The 25,458-nt window shown below is 67.0% G+C and carries 23 protein-coding genes and 5 pseudogenes; 13 read left to right on the forward strand and 15 right to left on the reverse strand.

From position 1 onward, the window contains the following. Positions 1–4 precede the first annotated feature (4 nt). Positions 5–357 (reverse strand): annotated as a pseudogene (locus EET10_RS12385) (hypothetical protein); the annotation flags it as partial. Between the two features lie 148 nt (positions 358–505). Here EET10_RS12385 and fabG1 point away from each other — a divergent pair. Genes fabG1 through EET10_RS12400 form a run of 3 tightly spaced genes read left to right on the forward strand, consistent with a single transcriptional unit; the run spans position 506 to position 3,152 of the window. Further along, positions 506–1,273, forward strand: a complete 768-nt coding sequence (fabG1, locus tag EET10_RS12390; protein WP_063467221.1) for a 3-oxoacyl-ACP reductase FabG1 — start codon at positions 506–508, stop codon at positions 1,271–1,273. A 20-nt stretch (positions 1,274–1,293) separates the two neighbouring features. Next, positions 1,294–2,103 (forward strand): NADH-dependent enoyl-ACP reductase InhA, encoded by an 810-nt coding sequence (inhA, locus tag EET10_RS12395; RefSeq protein WP_036401009.1) that lies wholly within the window; start codon positions 1,294–1,296, stop codon positions 2,101–2,103. 5 nt (positions 2,104–2,108) lie between these two features. Continuing rightward, positions 2,109–3,152 (forward strand): ferrochelatase, encoded by a 1,044-nt coding sequence (locus tag EET10_RS12400; protein WP_036401007.1) that lies wholly within the window; start codon positions 2,109–2,111, stop codon positions 3,150–3,152. Here EET10_RS12400 and EET10_RS12405 read toward each other — a convergent pair. Next, positions 3,118–4,062 (reverse strand): hypothetical protein, encoded by a 945-nt coding sequence (locus EET10_RS12405; protein WP_036401442.1) that lies wholly within the window; start codon positions 4,060–4,062, stop codon positions 3,118–3,120. The two genes, EET10_RS12400 and EET10_RS12405, sit on opposite strands and share 35 nt — an antisense overlap. 57 nt (positions 4,063–4,119) lie before the next feature. On the opposite strand from EET10_RS12405, the gene EET10_RS12410 reads away from it, so the two are divergent. Genes EET10_RS12410 through EET10_RS12420 form a run of 3 tightly spaced genes read left to right on the forward strand, consistent with a single transcriptional unit; the run spans position 4,120 to position 6,087 of the window. Next, positions 4,120–4,554, forward strand: a complete 435-nt coding sequence (locus tag EET10_RS12410) for an NfeD family protein (RefSeq protein ID WP_036401005.1) — start codon at positions 4,120–4,122, stop codon at positions 4,552–4,554. Positions 4,555–4,575: 21 nt separating this feature from the next. Beyond that, positions 4,576–5,721: an SPFH domain-containing protein gene (locus tag EET10_RS12415; protein WP_036401002.1), complete on the forward strand. Its 1,146-nt coding sequence runs from the start codon at positions 4,576–4,578 to the stop codon at positions 5,719–5,721. Between the two features lie 9 nt (positions 5,722–5,730). After that, positions 5,731–6,087, forward strand: coding sequence for a DoxX family protein (locus tag EET10_RS12420; RefSeq protein ID WP_036401000.1), 357 nt, complete (start codon positions 5,731–5,733; stop codon positions 6,085–6,087). Here EET10_RS12420 and EET10_RS12425 read toward each other — a convergent pair. The 4 genes and pseudogenes from EET10_RS12425 to EET10_RS12440 all read right to left on the reverse strand — a co-directional run bounded on the left by EET10_RS12425 (position 6,084) and on the right by EET10_RS12440 (position 8,142). Next, a pseudogene (locus EET10_RS12425) lies at positions 6,084–6,551 on the reverse strand (nitroreductase family deazaflavin-dependent oxidoreductase). The gene EET10_RS12420 and the pseudogene EET10_RS12425 overlap by 4 nt on opposite strands. Before the next feature lie 20 nt (positions 6,552–6,571). Continuing rightward, positions 6,572–7,183: a TetR/AcrR family transcriptional regulator gene (locus tag EET10_RS12430; protein WP_063467219.1), complete on the reverse strand. Its 612-nt coding sequence runs from the start codon at positions 7,181–7,183 to the stop codon at positions 6,572–6,574. Positions 7,184–7,237: 54 nt separating this feature from the next. Beyond that, positions 7,238–7,708: a hypothetical protein gene (locus EET10_RS12435; RefSeq protein WP_081260548.1), complete on the reverse strand. Its 471-nt coding sequence runs from the start codon at positions 7,706–7,708 to the stop codon at positions 7,238–7,240. A 101-nt stretch (positions 7,709–7,809) separates the two neighbouring features. After that, positions 7,810–8,142 (reverse strand): hypothetical protein, encoded by a 333-nt coding sequence (locus EET10_RS12440; protein WP_136622934.1) that lies wholly within the window; start codon positions 8,140–8,142, stop codon positions 7,810–7,812. Positions 8,143–8,214: 72 nt separating this feature from the next. Between EET10_RS12440 and EET10_RS12445 the strand changes: the two genes are divergently transcribed. Further along, positions 8,215–8,958 (forward strand): response regulator transcription factor, encoded by a 744-nt coding sequence (locus EET10_RS12445; RefSeq protein WP_099188315.1) that lies wholly within the window; start codon positions 8,215–8,217, stop codon positions 8,956–8,958. Beyond that, positions 8,955–10,460, forward strand: a complete 1,506-nt coding sequence (locus EET10_RS12450; RefSeq protein ID WP_122502188.1) for a sensor histidine kinase — start codon at positions 8,955–8,957, stop codon at positions 10,458–10,460. Before EET10_RS12445 ends, EET10_RS12450 begins: the two co-directional genes overlap by 4 nt. A 409-nt stretch (positions 10,461–10,869) precedes the next feature. Here the strand turns inward: EET10_RS12450 and arsB are convergent. The 3 genes and pseudogenes from arsB to EET10_RS12470 all read right to left on the reverse strand — a co-directional run bounded on the left by arsB (position 10,870) and on the right by EET10_RS12470 (position 13,249). Next, positions 10,870–12,362: pseudogene (arsB, locus tag EET10_RS12460) on the reverse strand (ACR3 family arsenite efflux transporter). Beyond that, the gene (locus EET10_RS12465) at positions 12,359–12,721 is read right to left on the reverse strand and encodes an ArsR/SmtB family transcription factor (protein WP_244601924.1); all 363 of its coding nucleotides are present in this window, start codon (positions 12,719–12,721) and stop codon (positions 12,359–12,361) included. The pseudogene arsB and the gene EET10_RS12465 overlap by 4 nt, the downstream one beginning before the upstream one ends. A 78-nt stretch (positions 12,722–12,799) precedes the next feature. Next, positions 12,800–13,249 carry an ArsI/CadI family heavy metal resistance metalloenzyme gene (locus tag EET10_RS12470; RefSeq protein WP_036400980.1) on the reverse strand — a complete coding sequence of 150 codons (450 nt, stop codon included), beginning with the start codon at positions 13,247–13,249 and terminating at the stop codon, positions 12,800–12,802. Between the two features lie 100 nt (positions 13,250–13,349). Here EET10_RS12470 and EET10_RS12475 point away from each other — a divergent pair, with 100 nt between their 5' ends. After that, on the forward strand, positions 13,350–13,709 hold the full coding sequence (locus EET10_RS12475; protein ID WP_063467757.1) for an Rv2640c family ArsR-like transcriptional regulator: 360 nt from the start codon (positions 13,350–13,352) through the stop codon (positions 13,707–13,709). 25 nt (positions 13,710–13,734) lie between these two features. On the opposite strand, the pseudogene EET10_RS32595 reads toward EET10_RS12475, so the two are convergent. The 3 genes and pseudogenes from EET10_RS32595 to EET10_RS12495 form a co-directional block, all read right to left on the reverse strand. Continuing rightward, positions 13,735–14,040 (reverse strand): annotated as a pseudogene (locus EET10_RS32595) (endopeptidase); the annotation flags it as partial. 94 nt (positions 14,041–14,134) lie between these two features. Continuing rightward, positions 14,135–14,778 (reverse strand): annotated as a pseudogene (locus EET10_RS31630) (PE family protein); the annotation flags it as partial. A gap of 244 nt (positions 14,779–15,022) precedes the next feature. Next, positions 15,023–15,790 carry a TVP38/TMEM64 family protein gene (locus tag EET10_RS12495; protein ID WP_063467760.1) on the reverse strand — a complete coding sequence of 256 codons (768 nt, stop codon included), beginning with the start codon at positions 15,788–15,790 and terminating at the stop codon, positions 15,023–15,025. 201 nt (positions 15,791–15,991) lie between these two features. Between EET10_RS12495 and mutA the strand changes: the two genes are divergently transcribed. From mutA to lipL, 4 genes are all read left to right on the forward strand, one after another. Continuing rightward, on the forward strand, positions 15,992–17,857 hold the full coding sequence (mutA, locus tag EET10_RS12500; RefSeq protein ID WP_036400977.1) for a methylmalonyl-CoA mutase small subunit: 1,866 nt from the start codon (positions 15,992–15,994) through the stop codon (positions 17,855–17,857). Positions 17,858–17,862: 5 nt separating this feature from the next. Further along, positions 17,863–20,115, forward strand: a complete 2,253-nt coding sequence (gene scpA, locus EET10_RS12505; RefSeq protein WP_036400975.1) for a methylmalonyl-CoA mutase — start codon at positions 17,863–17,865, stop codon at positions 20,113–20,115. A gap of 112 nt (positions 20,116–20,227) precedes the next feature. Beyond that, positions 20,228–21,199: a methylmalonyl Co-A mutase-associated GTPase MeaB gene (gene meaB / locus EET10_RS12510; RefSeq protein ID WP_036401439.1), complete on the forward strand. Its 972-nt coding sequence runs from the start codon at positions 20,228–20,230 to the stop codon at positions 21,197–21,199. Between the two features lie 64 nt (positions 21,200–21,263). Beyond that, positions 21,264–22,553 carry an esterase/beta-lactamase LipL gene (lipL, locus tag EET10_RS12515; RefSeq protein ID WP_036400973.1) on the forward strand — a complete coding sequence of 430 codons (1,290 nt, stop codon included), beginning with the start codon at positions 21,264–21,266 and terminating at the stop codon, positions 22,551–22,553. Positions 22,554–22,556: 3 nt separating this feature from the next. On the opposite strand, the gene EET10_RS12520 is transcribed toward lipL, so the two are convergent. The 3 genes from EET10_RS12520 to EET10_RS12530 form a co-directional block, all read right to left on the reverse strand. Further along, positions 22,557–22,769 (reverse strand): dodecin, encoded by a 213-nt coding sequence (locus EET10_RS12520; protein ID WP_023373419.1) that lies wholly within the window; start codon positions 22,767–22,769, stop codon positions 22,557–22,559. A 146-nt stretch (positions 22,770–22,915) separates the two neighbouring features. Next, entirely contained in the window at positions 22,916–24,820 is a 1,905-nt protein-coding gene (locus EET10_RS12525) for a hypothetical protein (protein ID WP_122502189.1), read from the reverse strand. Between the two features lie 17 nt (positions 24,821–24,837). Next, positions 24,838–25,308 (reverse strand): GtrA family protein, encoded by a 471-nt coding sequence (locus tag EET10_RS12530; protein ID WP_244601925.1) that lies wholly within the window; start codon positions 25,306–25,308, stop codon positions 24,838–24,840. Positions 25,309–25,458 lie beyond the last annotated feature (150 nt).

The following is a 25,458-nucleotide window of genomic DNA, read 5'->3' on the forward strand; positions in this document are numbered from 1 at the left end:
GACCGGTGTTCGTCGGCGTCGTGACGCGCATGCCGTCGACGACGTCGATTTCATCGTCACCGATGAGTTCTTCCCAGACCTGCATGCCGTTGGCGGGGCGGCGGTTGGTGTCGATGATCGCGGCCGGCCGGGCCGGATCGATCCACTTGGCGCGATGCGGGACCGCGGCCAAGAAGCCGGCCAGGATGCCCCGGCGGCGGGAGCGCAGCCACAGCGCCTTTGCCCGTAGCACTGCCGTCAGCTCGGTGTCGCTCGGTATGCAGACGTCATGATGCAGCGCGATATGCCGGCTGCGCAGCTCATAGAGGGCAACTGGTGCGCGGCGAGGGCTTCACTTCCCAGGAACGCGTCGGCCACGGCGAAAGTATGCTCGATCACACCCGACACCGGCCGCCGAACGTGACGTCACGGCGAGATCTGGCCCCGTTTCTCGCCGTGGCGTTACGTTCGCGAGATGCGACGAGCCGATTTCGGTGTTGCCTCGACAAGGCGCTAGGTTGACGGGGTGACTGACGCAGCCACCGACACCGCAAGCGAGGCCGCCACCGACGGCGGCAAACCCCCATTCGTATCCCGTTCAGTTCTGGTCACCGGAGGAAACCGGGGAATCGGGCTGGCGATCGCGCAGCGGCTGGCCGCCGACGGCCACAAGGTGGCGGTCACGCACCGCGGATCCGGGGTGCCCGTGGGGCTCTTCGCCGTCGAGTGCGACGTCACCGACAGCGACGCCGTCGATCGCGCCTTCACAGAGGTCGAGGAGCACCAGGGTCCGGTTGAGGTGCTGGTGTCCAACGCCGGTGTCTCTGCGGACGCGTTCCTGATTCGAATGACCGAGGAGCGGTTCGAGAAGGTCATCGACGCCAACCTCACCGGAGCATTCCGGGTGACGCAGCGGGCGGCGCGCAGCATGCAGCGAAAGAAGTTCGGTCGGCTGATCTATATCGGGTCGGTCTCCGGCAGTTGGGGCATCGGCAACCAGGCCAATTACGCGGCCTCCAAGGCCGGTGTGATCGGCATGGCGCGCTCGATCGCCCGAGAGCTGTCCAAGGTCAACGTGACCGCGAACGTGGTCGCCCCGGGGTACATCGACACCGATATGACCCGGGCACTGGATGAGCGGATCCAGGAGGGGGCACTGCAATTCATCCCGGCGAAGCGGGTCGGAACGGCGGCCGAGGTCGCCGGGGTGGTCAGCTTCCTGGCATCGGAGGACGCGAGTTACATCTCCGGTGCGGTCATCCCGGTAGACGGCGGCATGGGCATGGGCCACTAAGAGCAAGAGGGGACGAAACAATGGCAGGACTGCTGGAGGGCAAACGGATCCTGGTGTCCGGGATCATCACCGACTCCTCGATCGCGTTTCATATCGCCCGGGTGGCCCAGGAGCAGGGCGCGCAGCTGGTGCTGACCGGGTTCGACCGGTTGCGGCTGATCCAGCGGATCACCGACCGGTTGCCGCAGAAGGCGCCGCTGCTGGAACTCGATGTGCAAAACGACGAGCACCTGGCCACTCTCGCAGACCGGGTTGTCGAGGCGATCGGTGCCGGCAACAAACTCGACGGCGTGGTCCACTCGATCGGGTTCATGCCGCAAACCGGGATGGGCATCAACCCGTTCTTCGACGCGCCCTACGAGGACGTGTCCAAGGGTATCCACATCTCCGCATACTCCTACGCCTCGATGGCAAAGGCGTTGCTGCCCATCATGAATCGCGGTGGCTCCATCGTCGGCATGGACTTCGACCCCAGCCGTGCGATGCCGGCCTACAACTGGATGACGGTCGCCAAGAGCGCGCTGGAGTCGGTCAACCGGTTCGTGGCCCGCGAGGCCGGCAAGTACGGTGTGCGCTCGAACCTGGTTGCCGCCGGGCCGATCCGGACTCTGGCGATGGCGGCAATTGTCGGAGGTGCGCTGGGCGAGGAGGCCGGCGCCCAGATCCAGCTGCTCGAGGAGGGCTGGGACCAGCGCGCGCCCATCGGCTGGAACATGAAGGACCCGACGCCCGTCGCCAAGACCGTCTGCGCACTGCTGTCGGAGTGGCTGCCGGCGACCACGGGGGACATCATCTTCGCCGACGGCGGCGCACACACCCAGTTGCTCTAGCCCACATGGAATTTGACGCCGTCCTGCTGCTGTCCTTCGGTGGGCCGGAGGGGCCCGAGCAGGTGCGGCCGTTCCTGGAGAACGTCACCCGAGGCCGCGGTGTGCCGCCCGAGCGCCTCGATGCGGTGGCCGAGCACTACCTGCATTTCGGTGGGGTATCACCGATCAACGGCATCAACCGGGCGCTGATGGACCAACTGCGAGCCGAACAGGACCTGCCGGTCTACTTCGGCAACCGCAACTGGGAACCCTACGTCGAAGACACCGTGACAGCCATGCGCGACAACGGGATTCGCCGCGCCGCCGTGTTCGCGACATCGGCGTGGAGCGGCTATTCCAGCTGCGCGCAGTATGCCGAGGACGTTGCCCGGGCCCGCCGGGCGGCCGGCCCGGATGCGCCCGAGCTGGTCAAGCTGCGGCCCTACTTCGACCATCCGCTGTTCGTCGAGATGTTCGCCGACGCAATTGCGGCGGCCGCCCAGACTGTTCCCGCTCACGCAAGGCTGGTGTTCACCGCGCATTCCATCCCGATGGCCGCAGACCAGCGCTGTGGTCCCCGCATCTACAGTCGCCAAGTCGCCTATGCCGCAAACCTTGTCGCGGTGGCCGCCGGCTACACCGACTATGACCTGGTCTGGCAGTCTCGCTCTGGCCCGCCACAGGTTCCGTGGCTGGAACCCGACGTCGGCGACCACCTCACCGCGCTGGCGAACACCGGTACCACGGCGGTGATCGTCTGTCCACTCGGTTTTGTCGCCGACCACATCGAGGTGGTCTGGGATCTCGACCACGAATTGCGCTTACAGGCCCAAGATTTGGGCATTTCATTCGCCCGGGCAGGAACTCCCAACGCCGATCGGCGGTTTGCCCGGCTGGCTGCGGAGCTGATCGACGAACTTCGATGCGGCCGTACGCCCTCGCGAGTCGGCGGTCCCGATCCGGTGCCCGGCTGTCTGGCCGGCATCAACGGTGAGCCCTGCCGTCCGCCGCATTGCGTTGCGCGCGAAGTGGAGGTCAGTCCGACCAAGCCGAATGCAGGATCGCGCTGACGGCGGCTATTCGCGCGGAGCGCACCACCGCGGTCAATGGCCGCAGCGCGTCGACGGCGGTCCGCACTTCCGACGACGATTGCGCCCTGATCGGTTCGAAACCGGCCGCCACCCGCGGGGGGAAGCGGTCGCTGGCGGAGTCGGGCAATCGGCTGAGGCCGGCGCTGACCGCGATGATGGCGTCGACATGCGCGGCGTTCTCCAGCACCCGCAGTGCGCGCGAGGGGGCGTGGTCGGGAATGCGGTGTTGCCGTGTGGATTCCAGCAGTTGCTCCACCAGGCCGCGCGGGTTGTCGACGCCGGCGGCGCTGGGTCCCATGCCAATGGCGCCCAACGCGTCGGCAGCCGAGCGCACCGCGGCCCGCAGGGCGTATTCGGCGTCGCCCAGTTCGCAGGGATCCACCACCGGGGTACCGGGCAGCGAGTACACCATCCACGACAGGGCGCACACCTCGGGCACGGCCGCATCGTCGTCGGCAGTCTGCTCGGTGTCGTGGTAAGAGAACTCGGGGACCAGCCCGATGGATGTGCCGGGGTCATCGGGATTGGTGACGATGATCGCTTCACCCGCGGCCAGCGCGTCGCGCTCGAATTGTGTTCCGGCGGAAAGCCCGCGCACGTCGCCCGGTACCGGCAACACCACGTTGATCGTCCCGCGTAGCCGACCCGGCGCGCCAGGCGTCGTCGGCCGCCCTGCGGTGGCACGCAGCGTCTGCAACAGCAACACCGTCCCGGCGCTATCCACGTCCGGCCATGGCAGGCCGGTATGCCCGGCCGCGACCGCGTCATATGCCGCGACCGATTGTGTTGGCGCCCAGAGAGATAACGCGTCCAGAAGATCGTCGGGCGCGGCCTTTCCGGCGAGCCAGGCATTGGCCCACATCGAAAGCGTTGCACTGGGACACCACATGATCTCGCAGTGTAGTTGTTGGGCACGGTTGTCGGGGATCACGCGTATTCTGTGCGCATGCCCGTCGCCCTGATCTGGCTGATCGCAGCACTGGCGCTGGCCAGCGCGGAGGCGTTGACCGGCGATATGTTCTTGCTGATGCTCGGCGGCGGTGCCCTGGCAGCATCGGCCACCAGCTGGTTGCTGGACTGGCCGGTGTGGGCTGACGGCGCGGTGTTTCTCGTCGTGTCGGTGCTGTTGCTGGTGCTGGTGCGGCCCGCGCTGCGGCGGCGGCTGACCCCCGCCAAAAATGTGCCGATGGGCATCAAGGCGCTCGAGGGCAAGCGTGCGCTGGTGCTGGATCGGGTGGCCCGTGACGAGGGCCAGGTCAAAATCGACGGCCAGGTGTGGACGGCACGCCCCTTGAACGACGGTGACGTGTTCCAACCAGGTGATTCGGTGACCGTGGTGCACATCGACGGGGCCACCGCGGTCGTCTTCAAAGACGCGTAGCAACTCGAGAAAGGAATCCCGGTGGAAGGTGCCGTTGCCGGCCTGGTGTTTCTGGCCGTCCTGGTGATATTCGCCATCATTGTGGTGGCCAAATCGGTTGCGCTGATCCCGCAGGCCGAGGCCGCCGTGATCGAGCGGTTGGGTCGCTACAGCCGCACCGTCAGCGGCCAGTTGACGTTGTTGGTGCCGTTCATCGACCGTGTCCGCGCCCGGGTGGACCTGCGTGAGCGGGTGGTGTCGTTCCCGCCGCAGCCCGTCATCACCGAGGACAATCTGACCCTCAACATCGACACCGTGGTGTACTTCCAGGTCACGGTTCCCCAGGCCGCGGTCTATGAGATCAGCAACTACATTGTCGGCGTCGAGCAGCTCACCACCACCACGCTGCGCAACGTCGTCGGCGGCATGACCCTCGAGCAGACGCTGACCTCCCGCGACATGATTAACGGTCAGTTGCGCGGGGTGCTCGACGAGGCGACCGGCCGCTGGGGTCTGCGGGTGGCGCGGGTGGAACTGCGCAGCATCGACCCGCCGCCGTCCATTCAGGCGTCCATGGAAAAGCAGATGAAGGCCGACCGGGAAAAGCGGGCGATGATCCTGACCGCCGAGGGCACCCGGGAAGCGGCGATCAAGCAGGCAGAGGGACAGAAGCAGGCGCAGATCCTGGCGGCCGAGGGAGCCAAGCAGGCCGCGATCCTGGCCGCCGAGGCTGACCGGCAGTCCCGGATACTTCGCGCCCAGGGTGAGCGAGCCGCGGCCTACCTGCAGGCACAGGGACAGGCCAAGGCCATCGAGAAGACGTTCGCCGCGATCAAAGCCGGCCGGCCGACCCCCGAGATGCTGGCCTACCAGTATCTGCAGACGCTGCCGGAGATGGCCCGCGGCGACGCCAACAAGGTGTGGGTGGTGCCCAGCGATTTCAGCGCGGCGCTGCAGGGCTTCACCAGGCTGTTGGGCACGCCGGGGGAGGACGGCGTGTTCCGGTTCGAGCCCTCTGCGGTCGAGGACCTGCCCAAGCATGCCGCCGACGGCGACGACGCCGAAGTTGCCGAGTGGTTCTCCACCCCGACCGACCCGACTATCGCCCAAGCCGTGGCCAAGGCCGAGGCGATAGCGCGCACACCGGTGGAAAATCCGCTGGCTCCGCCGCCGGAGTTCAGGCGTTAGGAGTAGCTGATGGGCATCTTGACCTCACCGAAAACCTATGCGGCGCTGGCGGTGTTTCAGGCCGGCGATGCGGTGGCCTGCGCGATCCCCCTGGCGCCGATCGAGAAGCTGCTCGACGACCTGGGTGTGCCGGCCGGTGTTCGTCCGGTCCTGCCCGCGGCCAAGGCCGCCGCGGCCGTCGGACTGCTCTCGGCCACCCGCTTTCCCGCGCTGGCGCGATTGACGACGGCGATGCTGACGGTGTACTTCGTCTTGGCGCTGGGCGCCCATGTTCGGGCACGCGATTTCAGTGTCACCGCGATTCCGGCGGCCATGTTTCTGGTGCTGTTCGCGGTGATGACGGCCTTGGGGCCGGACCGGGTTTAGCCGAGGCGCAACTCGACCAGCGGCAGCGGAGTGTCGGTGTCGGTGATGGCGGTGCCGAGAGTCTGCTCGAGTGCCGGCTTGAGGTGTCGTCAGGCCCGCGGATGGCGGCTGCGGTAGGCGGCCAGGGCGCGGTCGGCGTGCGGCCGGTCGAGGATGCGCGCGGTGGCGGCAGCGGGGGCGCGGCTGCCGGCGTAGACGCGCACGTGCGGGTTGGCCTCGATGTTGCGGAACCACTGGGCTTTCCGGCCGAAGCCGGAGGCCACGAGGTAGGTGTGCGGGTCGGGATGATCGACCACCTCGAGCATCACATTGCGCCGGGCGCCGGACTTGCGGCCGATGTGTTCGAGCATCAGTATCCGCGATCCGAACAGGGCACCGGCGCGTGCGCGATAAATCCAGATGGGCGCGCGCATGAGCGTGCGGGAGCGCAACAGCTGTGCGCCGGCCCTGGCTAATTGGGCCATTGTTCGCCTCCATTCCTCCATCAGGTACTGCGTAGTCCGTCGCGGTAGATCGAGAACACCTCCCCGGCCCAGCGCTGCATCCCGGTAGCGGCGAGCGGGTCCACACCAAGCACCTCGATCAGCCGTGGTCGCAGGGTGAGCAGCGCCAGGTCGTTGACCAGTAAGAAGGCGGCGCGTATCTCGGGATCCGCGCCGGGACTGGCCGTGCCGGCGGCCACCATGGCGTCCAGAGCGGTCTTGCTGAGCCGAAAAAGGCGGGCGAACAACGTCGATCCGGCCGCACCGCCGGCGAGCAGCATCCGGCTCAGGTAGGCCGGGATCGGCGAGTCGGGCGGCAGGTGGGTTGCCAGGCCATCGAGCAGGCTGGGCACCGCCGATTGGTCGGGGGTCTGGCCGGTGATTTCGGTCAGCAGTACATCGAAGGTCGCGACGACATGATTGTCGACTGCCTCGATCAGCCCGTCCTTCGAGCCGTAGTGGCGGATGACCAAGGCCGCAGACACTCCCGCCGCGGTCGCGATGTCGCGCATCGTGACCGCGGCGGGGTCGTGCTCGGCGAACAGTCGCAGCGCCTCGTCACGGATTCGTGCTCGCGCCGTCCGGTCATCCGGCTGGGGTAAACGCACGTTTATGATTGTAAACGGTCGTTTACACCCACTGTTGTCGGGGTGCCGCTCGGCGACCGCTCAGGGGCGGGGTGTCGGCGAGGTTTGCGTGGATGGCGGGGGTCCGGGTGGCTGGCCCGGCGGTTGGCCGGGGCCGAAGGGCCCGGCCTGCGGTGGTGCCGGCGGACGCGGACCACGCGGCACGCCCAACGGCCCAGGTATCGGCCGGAAAGCTCCCGCGACGGGTCCGGGTGGGCCGCCGGGACCGGGAGGAGGCGGTTGGCCGTGGCTGAATGCTTGCCCCGGCATGTGCATGGGCCCCGATCCCGGGGGAGGTGGCGGTGGCCCGACGCTGATCAGCCAGGCAAACGCGATCGCAGCCACGCTGCCGGCTGCGCCCAGGATCAGGCCCGCAACCCCGGCGCCGATCAGGGCGGCCAGCGAGAAGCGGCGGCGCTCACGACCGGGGTCGGCGACCACCGCCGGCGGGGCCGCGACGGGTGCGGGAGTTGGCACAGGGCCGCTCGCGGCGGTGTTCTCGTCGGAGGTCATACGGCTCCTCACGTCGTCGGTTTCTGTCGGTGTGTTCGGTAATCGCGACGGTAACGGCCGTAGTTGAAGTGGACCTGAAGAAACTCGGGTGCTCGAGCGGTTTACTGACCAGGCGGCAACGGCGGCAACGGCGGCGCCGGTGGTGCTGCCGGTGGCGTAGGGTAGCTGCTCGGCGTAGACGTCGGCGCTGCCGGCGGTGACCGGGGATTACTCACCGGTGGTGCCGACGACGGCGCGGGCGGATACAGCGGGGCAGGCAGCTCGACGCGGATTTTCCAGGTGACGCCGGTGACCGCGAAGACCGCGAGTGCGCCGATCGCCAAACCCGCCACCGCGGCCCCGATCACCACGCCGGTGGAATGGCGCCGCCCGGCTGCGGCTCCGGTCGCCGGTGAGGGTGGGTTGGTGTGGTGGGCGGTCATGCTAGCTCCCATGTCGTTGAGTTTGGTTGGGACAAACGTGCGCGCTTCAGATCGATCTCAGCACGGCACGTTAACAATGGAGCCATGACCGATCGTTCGCGCCCGGACCGCTTCGCAGGTCGTTCGGCGGCGGGGCGCATCGGTCGGTTCAGTGTCGGCGCACCGCGAGTGCTGGTGGTCGAGGATTCCGAGACCATCCGGGAAATGGTCGGCGAGGCATTGGCCGACGTCGGTTATCACACCGAAACCCGTTGTGACGGTGAAGGTTTGGAGGACGTCCTAGAGGGCCTGCGGCCGGATCTGGTGGTGCTCGACGTGATGTTGCCGGGTCGGGACGGCTTCGACCTCATCAACGTCATCCAGGCGTGGGGCGACATCAGCATCGTATTGATCACCGCCCGCGACGGCCTGACCGACCGGCTGCGCGGTCTTGACGGCGGCGCCGACGACTATGTGGTCAAGCCTTTCGAACTCGCCGAACTGGTGTCACGGGTGGGCGCGGTGCTGCGGCGGCGGGGTCGGTTACCGCGCGTGGTGCAGGTCGGCGATCTGATGCTCGACGTCGAGGCTGGAGTCGCCGCACGCGATGGCCACCAGCTGGAACTGACCGCCACCGAGCTTCGGCTGCTCGACTTCCTGGTGCGGCAACGCGGCCGGATTGTCAGCGCCCGTCAGATCCTCAATGCGGTGTGGGGTTACGACGCCTACGACACCAATCTGGTCCACGTCCACGTCAGCAGTCTGCGGCGAAAGCTCGAGGCCCATGGCCCACGGACGCTGCACACGGTCCGCGGCATCGGATACCGGCTTCAACAACCACGGTCATGACGGCTACCCCGACGGGACCTGCGGTCGATCCCGCCACGCCGACGCCGTCGTTGCAGCGCCGGGTGGTGCTGCTGGTGGTGGCCCTGCTGGCGGGGCTGCTGGTGGTGCTGGGTGTCACTGTCGACGTCAGCCTCGGGCTGCAGGCTCGGCGAAATCTGCACGATCGGCTCATGGCGGCCACCTCGCGCGCCGATGCGCTGGTGGCCGCGCACACGTCACCCGAGTTGCTTGCCGCCCAGCTCAACGGGGGTAGCGTGCGGGCCCTGTTGGTGACCGCCGACGGCAGCGCCTACGGTGATCGCAGCATCAGCCCCGCGACCACCGCAGGCCCGGTCGTCCCGGCGCCGCCGGGGTATCCGCCGCCCCTGCCACCGGGCCCGCATCCGCCGCCTCCCGGCCCCCCGCCGCCTCCTCCGATGGGGCCCCCGCCCGGCCTGCCACCGGACGCCACTGCAACGGCGGTGGTGCACCCGTTGCCGGACGGTTCCCGGCTGATCCTGGTTGCCGACACCACCCAGACCACTCAGGTGACCCGCCAGCTGCGTCAGCTGATGATCACGGCCGGTCTGGGAACCCTGGCGGTGGCGGCGCTGCTGCTGGTCGTGGTCAGCCGGGCTGCGCTGCGGCCATTGGACCGACTCGCTGCGCTCGCCCAGGACATCACCAGCGGTGACCGTGGCCGTCGACTGTGCCCGGATCGCACCGATACCGAACTCGGCCGGGCCGCAAGCGCTTTCGACGGGATGTTGGACGCATTGGAAGCTTCTGAGCTGCGGGCCCGCCAAGCCGCGGAATCTGCGCAGCGAGCCGAAAGCGCGACCCGGCAATTTCTCGTCGACGCCGCTCATGAACTGCGCACCCCGATCGCCGGAATCCAGGCCGCCGCTGAACAACTGGCCACCAGCGCCAGCCAGCACGAGGCGGATTCCGTGGCGCGCGGTCAGTACCGCCGCGCCAGCCTGTTGCTGTCGGACGCCCGCCGGGCCGGTCGGCTGGTCGCCGACATGCTGGATCTGAGCCGTATCGACGCCGGACTATCGCTGGATGTGCACGACACCGACTTGGGTGCCATCGTCGACGCCGAAGTGCACCGGGCCGCCATGCTGGCGCCGAACCTCACGATGAGCCGGACGGGGCTCAGGTCGCTGACCATCGCGGCGGACCCGACGCGGGTGGCGCAGATACTGTCCAACCTGCTTGACAATGCTCGCAGATATACCCCGGCGGGCGGGTCCGTCACCGTCGAGCTGGGTGGCGGCGGCGGGAGGGCCGAGGTCACCGTCACCGACACCGGCCCCGGCATCCCCGACGACGAGCGCTACCGCATCTTCGAACGCCTGGTGCGCCTGGACGCTGCACGCGCCCGAGACCACGGTGGCGCCGGGTTGGGCCTGCCGATCGCGCGGGCGCTGGCTCGGGCACACGGCGGGGACCTGGTGTGCCTGGGACATGATGGTGGCGCGCAATTCCGGCTCACGCTGCCTGCGGTCGCCGGCCGTTAGACGCGCCGGGGACGTCGGCCGGCGTTATCAGGGCGGCGATTTGGTTCGGTACTGAGGACCATTTCGCCTGCGCAGCGCGCTCATCGCGGGAGAGCCCGCTGCTGTCCAGACGTGGTTGCTGGGAAAGTCGTGCCACACCAGTTCCTGCGGGGCCCGGTGGTCTTTTTTCGTTAGCGATATCCCGAGTGATATCGCTTGGCCGACACTGCCATCGGATGCGTAACGAGATCGCCGCAACCCGCATCTGGACGGTCGGTGGAATGCCTCTACTGTGACGATCTGCGGTTGAGACGGAATCCCGGTGGCATGCGGCGCCTCGGTGGTGGTTACGGTCTTGCCAGTACCGCACAACCAGACTTTGCATTCGGCGTCGGCGCGAAACCGATTAGCACACAGGCATTCTGGATCGTCATCCGGTTGTGGGTGCCGGCAGTAGTTCGGCGATCAGTTCACCGACATGTGCGATGATGTCGTCGCGGATCGCCCGCACGACGTCGAGGGGCTGGCCTGCGGGGTCGTCGAGTTTCCAGTCGCGGTAGGACACCCCGGGGAAGTACGGGCACGCGTCGCCGCAGCCCATGGTGATCACCACATCGCTGGTCTGCACGGCCGCAGGGGTGAGCACCTTCGGGATCGCCGAGGTCAGGTCGATCCCCAGTTCGGCCATCGCCGCCACGGCGACCGGGTTGACCCGGTCGGCGGGTTCGGTTCCGGCCGAACGGACTTCGATGCGGCCCTCGGACAGCCGGGTCAACAGGGCGGCGGCCATCTGGGAGCGGCCGGCGTTGTGCACGCAGACGAACAACACGCTGGGCGTGTCGGTCATGAGGGCAAGCTTTCCATCGGATGGGTCGGGGTCGGCGGTGACGGGAAGAGCCGCGGCCGCAGCGCCAATGAGACGTACACCAGGGCGACGAGCACGGGCACTTCGATCAGCGGTCCGACCACCCCGGCCAGCGCCTCACCGGAGGAGGCACCGAAGGTGGCGATCGCCACGGCGATGGCGAGTTCAAAGTTGTTGCCGGCGGCAGTAAATGCCTGCGTGGTAGTGCGGGCATAGCCCAGCCGCAACGCCAGTCCCAGCGCGTAGCCCCCGGCCCACATGACGGCGAAGTAGGCCAGCAGGGGCAGCGCGATACGGGCGACGTCCCATGGCCGGGTGGTGATCTGATCACCTTGCAGGGCAAAGAGAATCACGATCGTGAACAAGAGTCCGTACAGAGCCCAGGGTCCGAGTCGGGGCAGCAGCCGGTTCTCATACCACTGCCGTCCCCTGGCGCGTTCTCCGAGCCGACGGGTCAGGTATCCGGCGGCCAGGGGGATACCGAGGAAGATGAGCACGGATTTGGCGATCTGCCACGCCGAGATCTCGATGCCGGTTTGCGGCAGGCCGAGCCAGCCGGGCAACACCGAAAGGTAGAACCACCCCAGCGCGGCGAACATGACGACCTGGAACATCGAGTTCAGTGCGACCAGGACGGCGGCGGCTTCGCGGTCACCGCAGGCCAGGTCGTTCCAGACGATGACCATGGCGATACAGCGGGCCAGCCCGACGATGATCAACCCGGTCCGGTAGTGCGGCAGGTCCGGCAGCAGCAGCCAGGCCAGGGCGAACATGACCGCCGGGCCGGCCACCCAGTTCAGCAGCAGTGAACCGATCAGCAGGCGGCGGTCGGCGGTGACGGCGTCGAGCCGGTCGTAGCGGACCTTGGCCAGCACCGGATACATCATGATCAGCAGGCCGGCGGCGATGGGCAGCGAGATCCCATCGACTTGCACAGCGCTGAGCAGCCCGCCCAGGCCGGGGATCAGCCGGCCCAGTGCCAGCCCGGCGGCCATCGCCAACCCAATCCACAGCGGCAGGAATCGATCCAGCGTGGAAAGCCGGGCTGTACCGGTCACCGGGCTGCCGCCGCTGCGGTCGCGGGGACACCGGATAGCAGCGCCGAGAGCTCGGTGAGCGCCTCGGGCACCACGGCGTAGTAGACCCAGCTGCCGCGGCGCTGCGAGGTCAACAGCCCGGCTTCGCGCAGCACCTTGAGGTGATGGGAGATGGTCGGTTGACCAACCCCGAGCGCGTCAAGGCCATCGGTGATGTCGCACACGCAGGCCTGCCCGCCGGCGTGGCTGGCCACCGCCGAGAGCAGGCGCAGCCGTACCGGATCGGAGAGGGCCTTGAACCGGGCCGCCATTACCGCTGCCGCCGGGGCGTTCAGCGGTTCGGTCACCAATGGGCTGACCTCGCAGCACGGGTCGCCCATGCCCGACGGCTTCAGTTGATTCGACATGCATCGATATTGACAGTTATCGAAGCCAGGTGCAACCCGGCAGCTGGGGTGTCAGCAGCACGACGTCGCCGCGGCCTCGGCGCCGCAGCACGTAGTGTCCTCGTCGCCGGGGCGAGCGGGGCTGGTGCCGAAGGTTTCGGAGTCGGCCAACACGGTGTAGACCTCCCAGCGTTCCCCGCCGGGGCCGGTGACCCAGACCTTGTCCTGGGTGGCAAAACAACAGGTGGTTCCCATCTCCTCCTCGGTGAACATGCCGGCCTCGGTCAGCCTGGCGATTTCGGCATGCACTGTGGCGCTGGAGTCGACCTCCACGCCGAGATGGTTCAGGCTGCCGCCGGAGCCGGGGTTTTCCAGCAGCACCAGTTTCAGCGGCGGATCGGCGATCGCAAAGTTGGCGTAGCCGGGCTTGATCTTGGCCGGTTGCGCACCAAATAGGTTGGAGTAGAACGTGATAGCGCTTTGCAGGTCATCGACGTTGAGGGCCAGTTGCACACGAGACATCGGAAACAACCTCCAATCTGTTAGACATATATCGAACTAGTGCCGATGCCCATGATGCCATCTTTTTGATATATGTCAAGGTATCTGGCATGGTGGAATTATGCCTAAAGCGTTGCCCGTGATCGATATCTCTCAACCGGTGTGCTGCGCTCCAGTGGCCGCGGGGCCGATGAGCGACGACGACGCCCTCGAGGTGGCACTGCGGCTTAAGGCCTTGGCCGATCCGGCCCGGGTCAAGATCATGTCGTATCTGCTCAGCTCCAGCGCAGGCGAGCAGACCAGCGGCGAGTTGGCCGCGGCCCTCAGCCTGTCCGACGGCACGGTCAGCCATCACCTGGCCCAGTTGCGCAATGCGGGCCTGGTCGTCTCCGACCGTCGCGGTATGTACGTCTTCCACCGCGCCCACCCGCAGGGCCTGCAGGCACTGTGCGCGGTTCTGGACCCGCGCTGCTGTAGCTGAACCGGTAACAGCGCGAACGTCGCGCTTCGAGCCAGGGGTGCACCAGCTCGGCGACCGAAAATGTGGCTGGTGGCGAGCATCCAGGATTGGGATCGTTGGGCGCCCACCGCGGATGTGGATGGCGACCGCCACCGCGGTGCAGTCATTCTGCAGGAGGTGAGACCGGGCCACCGGAATCACCGCATTGGCTGGCGGCCAGAAACGCCACCTTGCTCTCGCTGACATCCGTGACCTGCCCGCACTTCATTCCAAACTTGCACAGCTGCTGGCCAATTCGCAGATTCGTTGCCACGCGGGGGAACGGCAACGACGCGGTGATAGCCGAGTTCTGTTCGCCGGTGCAAACGACGGCTGCCGGTGTGGACCGGGTGCGGGCTACCCGGGTGCCCATTGGCGTGTCGCGATGGGCGACATCAGCCGGATCAGCCGGGCGTTCCGGGTTCACCGGCGGTGCCGTTGGGGCCGAAGCCACCGGCTTTGCCGTCCGCGCCTGCCTTCCCGTCGGGAATTCCGTTGCCGCTATGGCCACCCGCACCGCCATGGCCGCCGGCCCCGCCGGCCCCGCCGGCCCCGCCGGTACCTCCGGTGCCCCCGGCACCGCCGGCACCGGCTTCGCCGGCACCACCGGAATGGCCGAAGATCCCGCCCGCGCCGCCGGCACCGCCGACCAGCCCCGCTCCCCGCCGGCCTGGCCTGACGACGTCCCGTTGACCCCGTTGCCGATCAAGGCGCGGCCAGTGAGGGCTTCCGAGGGCGTGTTCACCACGTTCAGGAGGGTCTGCGCGACATTTGCAGCCTCGGTGTTCGCATAGGCAGCCGCGTTGGCCGCCAGGGTCTACACAAACTGGTTGTGGAATGCTTCCGCTTGAGCGCTGATTAATTGATATGCCTGACCGTGCGCGGTAAACATCGCTGCGATGGCCGCCGACACCTCATCGGCGCCGGCGGCCAGCACTCCCGTTATCGGTGCCGCGGCCGCCGCGTTGGCCTCACTGATGGCTGACCTGATTCCGGCCAGCTGCGTGCTGGCCGTCGCGAGCACTTCCGGTGACGTGATCACATATGACATCTGGAGCTACCTCAGCGCTGACACCGGCGAGGACCCAGCGGGTCGTCGATCGCGGGCGTGGTCGACGACACCCACGGTTGCCTTGCGTCCAGGTGATTCCTGATTTGCAGAGCACGCGGCGACTGCGTCCACGACCATCTGGTTGACGCCACCAATGCTGGGGCGCGGGTATTCGGAGAAGGTGATTCAGGTATGAGATGCGCTGGTTACAGCGCGATAGGGACGCTCTGATGCAGTCGCCGGTTCAGTGGGTGACAGCCGGCTCGCGCACGGGCTCGTCGTTGTAGTGGGGCATGCTGCGGCGGTGCTGGCGCCGATAGTGGCGCGCCTCGAAGATCAGTCCGGCCATACCCAGCGCGGCCGTGCACACCGACACCAAGACCAGCAGCGGGTTGCCGTCCCCGGCGAGCGCATTGCCCAAAATCACCACCGCGGCAGTGCCGGGGAGTAGACCGGCCAGCGTGGACAGCGCGTACGGCGCCACCCGCACGGCCGATGCGCCGGCGCCGTAGTTCAGCGCCGCGAACGGTACCGCCGGAATCAACCGCAACGACAATATCGCCAGCCAGCCCCGCTCCCGCAGCCGCGCGTCGAGCCGGTCGACCGCCCGGTGGCGCACCAGGCGGTTAAGCCGCCATCCGGCTGCGCGCACCAGCAGCATCGAGATGACCGCGCTGGCTGTGCTGGCGGTGATCGCGATCAATATGCCCCACGCCGGACCGAATAACAGGCCGGCGGCCACGGTGAATGCGGTGCGCGGGAATGGCGGCACCGTGACGACGATGTGCACGAGCAGAAACGCCAGCGGGAACCACGGGCCCACCGATGTTGCCCAGTCCCGCATCTGCACCGCTGTGGGGAGCGGAACCAGTAGCGCCACCGCGACCAATGCTGTGATTCCCACCACGGTGCTCACCATCCGCGGTAACGACACCTGACGCGCGGCCGTACCGAGCGCGATCGCGATACCGCGCACCGTATCGGTGGTTTTGCAGATGGCCGAGGCCGTCACGCTGTCCAAGGGTACGGGGTGAACATGAATATCTCGTTTCCCCTGGCTGGCGTTTCTTGTCACACTCCGGCCTCGGTCGCCAGACCTCGTCACCTATGCGGCGGCCGCAATCAACTAGCCTTATTAGTTAGTGGCGGTCCTGAAGCAACCAGAAACAAAGTTGTCAGTTGCTGCATAAAGCTGCATAAATAGGAGCAGTCGGTGTCCATTGATGTACCCGGGCTCGCCGGCCTAGAACAGGTTCGCGAGCGTTGGCGCGCTGCGGTCGCCGCTGTGCTGTCCAAGACCACTCGCCGTGACCCGGCAGAACTCGGGGACCACCCCGAGCAGCTGCTGGAGACCCCGACCTATGACGGGTTCGCGATCCGGGCCCTCTATACCGCATTCGACGAGCTGCCCGAGCCCTCCCTGCCCGGCCAGTGGCCCTACGTGCGCGGCGGCGACGCGCTGCGTGACGTCAATTCCGGCTGGAAGGTCGCCGAGGCATTTCCGCCCCCACGTGCGACCACGTCCGATGATGCCAACGCCGCCCTCCTGGCCGCGCTCGGCGAGGGGGTGAGCGCGCTGCTGATCAGGGCGGGCGCCGGCGGTGTGGCACCGCAGCAGCTCGGCAAACTGCTTGCCGGCGTGTACCTACACCTGGCGCCGGTGATCCTGGATGCGGGGGCCGACTACCCGGCGGCCTGCGATGCCATGCTTACGCTGGTCGCAGAGCTGGACGCCGACCAGCGCGCCACTGTGTCGGTCGACTTGGGCGGCGACCCGCTGACAGCCTGTTTCAGTGATCGTTCCGCAGCGACGGTCGAGGACATTGTCGCGGTCGCCGCGCGGGTCGCGGGCGATCGGGGTGTGCGGGCCATCACCGTCGACGGACCGGCCTTTCACAACCTGGGCGCCACCGCGGCCTGGGAACTCGCCGGCACCATCGCCGCGGGGGTGGCCTATCTCCGGCTGCTCAGCGAATCGGGGATTCCGGTCGGTGACGCACTGCGGCAGATCAGCCTGCGGCTGGCCGCTGACGACGACCAGTTCATGACGCTGGCCAAGATGCGGGCCACCCGCCACTTGTGGGCCCGCGTCGCCGACGTCGCCGGAGACCCGGACGGCGGCGCGGTCACCGTGCACGCCGAGACGTCGCTGCCGATGATGACCCAGCGCGACCCGTGGGTGAACATGCTGCGCTGCACCCTGGCAGCCTTCGGCGCGGGTGTCGGCGGCGCCGACACGGTGCTGGTGCAGCCGTTCGATGTGGCCATTCCCGGCGGCTTTCCCGGCACCCCGAACAGCTTCGCGCGCCGCATCGCCCGCAATACTCAGCTGTTGCTGCTGGAGGAATCACATGTGGGCCGGGTGCTGGATCCGGCCGGGGGGTCGTGGTTCGTCGAGGATCTCACCGAACAACTGGCCCAGCAGGCCTGGCGGCATTTCCAGTCCATCGAGGCGCACGGCGGTTTCGTCGCCGCCCATGACTATCTGGCCGGCCAGATCGCCGAGCCTGCCGCCCGCCGCACTAACGACATTGCGCATCGCCGCCTCGCGATCACCGGCGTCAACGAATTTGCGAATCTCGAGGAACCCCCGCTGCCACAAGCTGATTCGCTGGGTAACGGCAGAAAACTGGTCCGCTATGCCGCCGGGTTCGAAGCATTGCGCGACCGCTCGGATGGTTTCCTGGCCCGCACCGGCTCACGACCGCAAGCGCTGTTGCTGCCGCTGGGTCCGCTGGCCGAGCACAACATCCGCACGACGTTCGCGGCGAACCTGTTGGCTTCCGGTGGCATCGAGGCGCTCAACCCCGGAACGGTGGATGCGGCCGGTGTGGCAAAGGTTGTGTCGGAGGCGGGGTCGCCGACGGTGGCGGTGATCTGCGGTACCGACAAGCGTTACCGGGACGAGGCCGCCGAGGTGGCACAGGCCGCGAGGAACGCCGGGATAACGCGCGTCTACCTGGCCGGACCGGAAACAGCGCTGGGAGACTCGGCGGGCCCTCGGCCCGATGAGTTCTTGACCGCGAAAATCAATGCGCTGGAAGCTTTGTCGAATCTCCTCACTCGGTTGGGAGCCTAGCCACGATGACGACGACCGCACCTGTTGTCGGCAGTTTCGCCGATGTTCCGCTGCACGGCGATCGCGCCGTGGCGCCGGCCACGGAAATGGGAGTGGAAGAGCTGGTCGCCGCGGCCGCCGCCGCCCATTCCTACCAGCCCGACCAGCTGCACTGGCACACGCCGGAAGGCATTGACGTCAAACCGGTCTACACCGCCGCCGATCGCCGTGCCGCCGCTGCCGAGGGTTACCCGTTGCACAGCTTTCCCGGCGAGCCGCCCTTCGTGCGCGGCCCCTACCCGACGATGTATGTCAACCAGCCGTGGACCATTCGGCAATACGCCGGCTTCTCCACCGCCGCCGACTCCAATGCGTTCTACCGCCGTAACCTGGCCGCCGGCCAGAAGGGCCTGTCGGTGGCCTTCGACCTGGCCACCCACCGCGGCTACGACTCCGATCATCCACGAGTGCAGGGCGATGTCGGAATGGCGGGCGTAGCAATCGATTCCATCCTCGACATGCGGCAGTTGTTCGACGGGATCGACCTGTCGGCGGTCAGCGTGTCGATGACGATGAACGGCGCGGTGCTGCCCATCCTGGCGTTATATGTGGTCGCGGCCGAGGAGCAGGGCGTGCCGCCGGAGAAGCTGGCCGGCACCATCCAGAACGACATTCTCAAAGAATTCATGGTCCGCAACACCTACATCTATCCGCCCAAGCCGTCCATGCGGATCATCTCCGACATCTTCGCCTACACCAGCGCGAAAATGCCAAAGTTCAACTCCATCTCGATTTCCGGCTACCACATCCAGGAGGCCGGTGCCACAGCCGCTTTGGAGCTTGCCTACACCCTGGCCGACGGTGTCGACTACATCAAGGCCGGCCTGGACGCCGGCTTGGACATCGACACGTTCGCCCCCCGACTGTCCTTCTTCTGGGGAATCGGGATGAACTTCTTCATGGAGGTGGCCAAGCTGCGCGCCGGCCGCCTGCTGTGGAGTGAGCTGGTGGCCAAATTCGAGCCTCAAAGCGCCAAATCGCTGTCGCTGCGCACCCATTCGCAGACCTCGGGCTGGTCGCTCACGGCACAGGACGTGTTCAACAACGTGGCCCGCACCTGCATCGAGGCGATGGCCGCAACCCAGGGCCACACTCAGTCGTTGCACACCAACGCCCTCGACGAGGCGTTAGCGCTGCCCACCGACTTCTCGGCACGCATCGCCAGAAACACCCAGCTGCTGCTGCAGCAGGAATCGGGCACCACCCGGCCCATAGATCCCTGGGGCGGTTCCTATTACGTCGAGTGGTTGACCCATCAGCTCGCCCAGCGGGCAAGGGCCCACATCGAGGAGGTCGCCGAGCACGGTGGCATGGCGGCGGCCATCAGCGACGGGATTCCCAAACTGCGCATCGAGGAAGCGGCCGCCCGCACCCAGGCCCGCATCGATTCCGGCCAGCAGCCGGTGATCGGGGTGAACAAGTACCGGGTCGACGAGGAGCAACAGATCGAGGTGCTCAAGGTCGACAACACCCGGGTGCGCGCCGAACAGCTGGCCAAATTGCGGGAGCTGCGGGCCGGCCGCGACCAGGCGGCGGTCGACGCCGCGCTGGGCGAACTGACCCGCGCCGCGGCGGCTCATGGCCGCGCCGGGGAAGACGGGCTGGGCAATAATCTGCTGGCGTTGGCCATCAATGCAGCTCGCGCCAAGGCCACCGTCGGCGAGATCTCCGACGCGCTGGAAAAGGTATACGGGCGTCACCAGGCCGAGGTCCGTACCATCGCCGGCGTCTACCGTGACGAGGTCGGAAAGGCCCCTAATATCGCTGCCGCAACCGAGCTAGTAGAGAAATTCGCCGAGGCCGACGGTCGCCGGCCTCGGATCCTGGTGGCCAAGATGGGCCAGGACGGCCACGACCGCGGTCAGAAGGTGATTGCCACCGCATTCGCCGACATCGGGTTCGACGTCGACGTCGGATCGCTGTTCTCCACGCCGGAGGAGGTCGCCCGCCAGGCGGCCGATAACGATGTCCACGTGATCGGTGTGTCCTCGCTGGCCGCCGGGCATCTCACACTGGTGCCCGCGCTGCGCGATGCGCTGGCCACGGTGGGTCGGCCCGACATCATGATCGTGGTCGGCGGTGTCATCCCGCCCGGTGACTTCGACGAGCTCTACGCCGCCGGGGCGACTGCCATCTACCCGCCCGGGACGGTGATCGCCGACGCCGCCATCGGCCTGCTGCAGAAGTTGGCCGAGCGTCTGGGATACGACCTGGACTAGTGGCCGGCCAAATCCTTCCCGCGACCGTAACGCTGTGGCAAATTTCGAGACCACCGTGGGCGTGCTTACTCGCCGTGCCGTTACGTTCGGCGCCTGCGACGAGGCATCCCCGATGACCACCGAACAACTCGCGGAGGCCATCCGACGCGGCGACCGCGCCGCACTGCCACGGGCCATCACCCTGCTGGAGTCCACCCGCAAAGACCACCGGGAGCAGGCGCAACAGCTGCTGCTGGCCTTGCTGCCGGATTCCGGCAAGGCGCATCGCGTCGGCATCACCGGCGTTCCCGGCGTGGGCAAGTCGACCGTCATCGAGGCGCTCGGGATGCACCTGATCCAGCAGGGGCACAAGGTGGCGGTGCTGGCGGTCGACCCGTCATCGACGCGCACCGGCGGCTCGATCCTGGGCGACAAGACGCGGATGGCGCGACTGGCCATGCACCCGGACGCCTACATCCGGCCCTCGCCCACCTCCGGGACCTTAGGCGGTGTAGCAAAGGCCACCAGGGAAACGGTCGTGCTGTTGGAAGCCGCCGGTTTCGACGTGATCCTGATCGAAACGGTCGGCGTCGGCCAGTCCGAGGTCGCGGTCGCCAACATGGTCGACACCTTCGTCCTGCTGACCCTGGCGCGTGCCGGCGACCAGTTGCAGGGCATCAAAAAGGGTGTGCTGGAGCTCGCCGACATTGTGGTGGTGAACAAGGCCGACGGCGAACACCTGCGCGATGCGCGGATCGCTGCCCGGGAGCTGTCCGGGGCGATGAGATTGATCCATCCTCGTGAAACACTATGGCTGCCACCGGTTCTCACAATGAGCGCAGTCGAGGGCGCCGGATTGACCGAATTGTGGGACACCATCGAGCGTCATCGCCGGGTGCTCACCGAGGCTGGAGAGTTCGACGCCCGGCGGCGCGAGCAGCAGGTCGACTGGACGTGGCGACTGGTCCGCGACGCGGTACTGGACCGGGTGCTGTCGCACCCGGAGGTGCGTAAGATCCGCTCGGATGTGGAGTGCCAGGTCCGAGCCGGCGAGTTGACCCCGGCGTTGGCGGCCCAGCAAATACTCCAGGCGGCATCGTCCTAACGGAACGGTAAATATAATTCGGGTTTGACACTGGCCTCTGTGAAATCCAAGTAAATTCAAAGGTGTGACGGTAGACATCGGAGTCAATCGACGCGCGGTTCCTTTCCGCGATGACCCTGACGCAGGTCATCGGCTGTCCGGCGCGGCGGACTCCCACTTCGCATGCGTCGTTCGTTTCTTTTCGAGCATGTTTCCCGCCCGTCGGACCGGCGGCGGGGCGCTGACGGTGTATCTGGACGGGCAACCCGTCGTCGACGTCTGGAAAGGGTGGGCCGACCGGCGCGGCGAGGTGCCGTGGTCGGCTGACAGCGCGCCGATGGTGTTCTCGGCAACCAAAGGCATGGCCGCCACGGTCATCCACCGGCTGGCCGATCGGGGGCTGATCGACTACGACGCCCCGGTCGCCGAGTATTGGCCGGAATTCGCGGCCAACGGCAAGGCGAAACTCACGGTCCGCGACGTGATGAGGCACCATGCCGGTCTGTCAGGTCTGCGCGGCGCCACCATGGACGATTTGATGGATCACGTCGTGATGGAAGAGCGGCTGGCAGCTGCGGCTCCCGGCCGCCTGCTGGGCAAATCGGCATATCACGCGTTGACCTTCGGCTGGCTGATGTCCGGGCTCGCCAGGGCCGTCACCGGAAAGAGCATGCGCATCCTGTTCCGCGAGGAACTCGCGGAGCCACTCGACACCGACGGCTTTCACCTGGGTCGTCCGCCGGCCGGATCACCCACCCGCGCAGCCGAGATCATCATGCCGCAGGATGTCGCCGCCAACCCGGTGCTGACCTACGCGATGCACAAGATCGCCAACCAGTTCTCCGGCGGATTCCGCTCAATGTACTTCCCGGGCGTCCTGGCCGCCGTCCAGGGCGACATCCCGATGCTGGACGCCGAGATCCCCGCCGCCAACGGGGTGGTGACGGCGCGGGCGCTGGCCAAGATGTACGGTGCGATCGCCAACGGCGGCGAGATCGACGGCACCCGGTTCTTGTCGCGCGAGCTGGTCGCGGGGCTGACCGGTGAACGGCGGCTTCGGCCGGATCGGAATCTGTTCGTGCCGATGGCCTTCCACCTGGGCTATCACAGTTTCCCGATCGGCAATCTGATGCCGGGGTTCGGGCATGTCGGCATGGGCGGCTCGGTCGGTTGGACCGACCCGGCGACCGGGGTGGCGTTCGCCTTGGTGCACAACCGGTTGCTGACCCCGCTGGTGGCGACCGACCACGCCGGTTTCGTCGCCGTCTACGCCCTGATCCGGCAGGCTGCGGAGAAGGCGCGCAAGCACGGCTACCAGCCGGTGACGGGATTCGGCGCGCCGTATTCCCCCGAGCCGGGAGCTGTCGCAGGCTAGTAGCTACGAATCTTCCAGGCGGAAGCCAACTTTCATAGTCACCTGAAAGTGGCCGACGGCGCCGTCGACCAGGTGGCCGCGCACCGACTCGACCTCGAACCAGTCCAGGCTGCGCATGGTCTGCGCCGCTCGATCGAGGCCGTTGCGGATCGCGGCGTCGATTCCATCGGGTGAACTCCCGACGATCTCGATAACGCGGTAGGTGTGATTGCTCATCGCGTCCCCTTGTGTTCGGTGGTTGACGGCGCCTCTAAAGGCCTTGGAGGCCCGGAAGGCCCGACCCATCATCTTGCTGCACTGCCGGCCGGGTGAGGTACCGACGCGCCTGCCCGCTGATGAGAACGCTGGAACTCGGCTGGTGATTACGGATTGACGCGCATTTCGTAGAAGCGCAGTCGTGCGGTGGGGTCGTGCTGACCCAAGGATCGGGTTCGGCCGACACCGATTGTGTGGGAGTGGATCTTGAGGTTGGTGGCAGTGACCGAATCCGGCGTGTTGACCAGAAATGGCTCGGCGGCATTGCCGGCGGTGAGGCGGTAGCTGACCCCGTCGAGGACCACCGTGAAAGTGGTCAGCGGAATGAGCGATCCCATGAAGAGCCTGTCGACGATGGTCCGGTCCAAGTCGATGCCCACCAAGACCGCCGTATGGGGGCGGGTCGGTGCGGGCACTGTGACCGAATTACCATCGCGCACAACGACTTCCGAGATCGGAACGAGCGGTCCGCAGCGGGGTTGACTGCGTGCCAGCAGCTCCCAGTGGTTTTCGGCGCCGCGTACGCCAAAGTCGCACAGCAGCGAACGTGAATACAGCGGGTTTTCCTGCACGTCGAGGCGGTCGTTGATGCCGGTGGCGGGCGAGGTCGGGGACTGTCGCGACACCACGAATTGTGGCCCGTCTCCCAGGGTTTCGCTGTTCAGTCTGTCCAGCGCGGGTGTATAGGCCGAGTAGGTCTGGAAAACGGGTGCGGGGCGCCAGTCGAAGTCATACGCCCATACGACCGAAGTCTCGTCGGGGTCTACATGGACTGCCGCGGACCCGATGGTCTTGACGAAGCGTTCGGGAATGCCGTAATGCCGGCGCTGGCGCGCTTTGCTGTCTCGGATGTGCGCCGCCGCGCGACCGGGGAAGGCGAGCGTGGCCAGGCGATCCATGGCGCGCACGGGAGCCTGTAGCACCGCAACGGGCCGCTGTTCGATCACCAACGTCCCGGCGAGGAACACGACGAGGATCAGCACCGCGGCGATTTCGAACCGACGCCGAACAATTCCGTAGAGCGGGGTGATGGCCACCGTGATAATCATCAGGCCCAGCAGCGCGGAAAAGTGATTGGTGTCGTAGCGTCCGAACGCGCTCTTGGCGATCAGCACCGATGTGACGGCGACGAGCACCGCGTAGCTGCGTGGGATCAGCCGGCCGCCGCGCACCAGCATTGCGCAAACCACCACGAGCCATGCAACGGTGAGCAGCACCGCGCCGACGGCATCGAGTGGGACGGGTACGGCCTGCCCCTCGATGTAGCCGGAGACGATCTGGCCGCTGTAACGAAGCCAGACCGGCAGGTTCCCCAGTCGCTGACCCGCCAGCAGCCACCAGATCGGGATGGACACCGCGAAAGCGGTCACCGTTACGCAGTGGCGCCCCAGAGCTCTCCAGTCCCGCAGGATCGACGCCGCCAGCGCGATAATCGCGATGACCGGTCCGGTGTTGAACTTCACCAGCAGCTCAAAGCCGCCGACCGCGGCCAGCGCGACGGACGTGATGAACACCGTCGACCGCTTCAGGTCATCGTGCAAGAGCAGCGGGCCGGCCCACGCGAACGCGGCCAAAACGACCACCTCGGGGTACATGGAACCCAGCAGGATCGCGGTGATGCCGGTCGTCACGAACGCGCCGACCAGCGACGTCGTCGCCGGGTAGCGCCGACTCAGGGCCGCCGCGATGCCGAGGAACAGCGCGGCGATGACGCCAACCTGGTAGAGCGTCGCGAGCACCGCCTGCTGGGTCGAGTAGTAGGCGGTGTTCTGCAGGAATGCCAGCGGGCCGTAGGTGAAAACAATCTCGGGACCCCACGCGAGGTGGTGAATCCGGGCCAGCGCGACCGCGGCCTCCCAGGAGGGATCGACCCCGATGTCGGCGTCGACCGACGACTGCGGCCAAAACAGGACGGCGGTGACCAGTGCGGCGAGGCACCGTTGCCAACGAGCCGACCCCCAACCGGCCGTCGAATACCACGTCTTTACGCGGCCGGCGCGCGTTGCCACCATTCCTGCAAGCTATCGATTCAGGTGCGGATTTCGCGGAACAGCCATCGATCTAGGATCAGATAGCGACCGATCCACACGAGGCCGAAGCCGAGCATTTGAACCAGGAACACCACGATGCCGTGGACGGTTGTGGTGTGACCGGCCATTGCGTTATCGACCAGGTAGGTGAAGTACGTGGCCAGTCCGACTGCCAGCATCACCGCCGTCCAGAACACCAGCACCTGGTGATGGAGGTTCATGGCGGACTTCTTGCCCGACGCCACGCGCCAGACAAAGTGCTTGTTGGCGAAGAAGTTGGGAACCGTGGCGATGGCTGCTGCCAGCAGCGAAGCGATGGTGTAGCTGTTCAGCCACGGACCCAAGACCTGGATGAGACCTTGCCCGATGGGCAGAAAGACCAGCGCTACGGCCGTGTAGCGCAACTTCTTGCGCGCTTCGTCGGTATAGCGCGCTTCGCCGGTATAGGAGGTGTTGGTGTGCGCGACCAAGCCCCCGGCGAGCTCCATGGTGGACCAAGGTACTAGGGCTCGCGTCGCCTCGGGACAGAACCAGAGAATCGGAGCGCCGGAACTTTGTCATTCAAAAGACAAGCTCGGCGCCTACGTGAAATGCTGTGGCGAAAGGCTGCCGCCGTCAAC

Origin of the sequence: Mycobacterium pseudokansasii, assembly GCF_900566075.1 — a bacterium.
Classification (GTDB): Bacteria; Actinomycetota; Actinomycetes; order Mycobacteriales; family Mycobacteriaceae; genus Mycobacterium; species Mycobacterium pseudokansasii.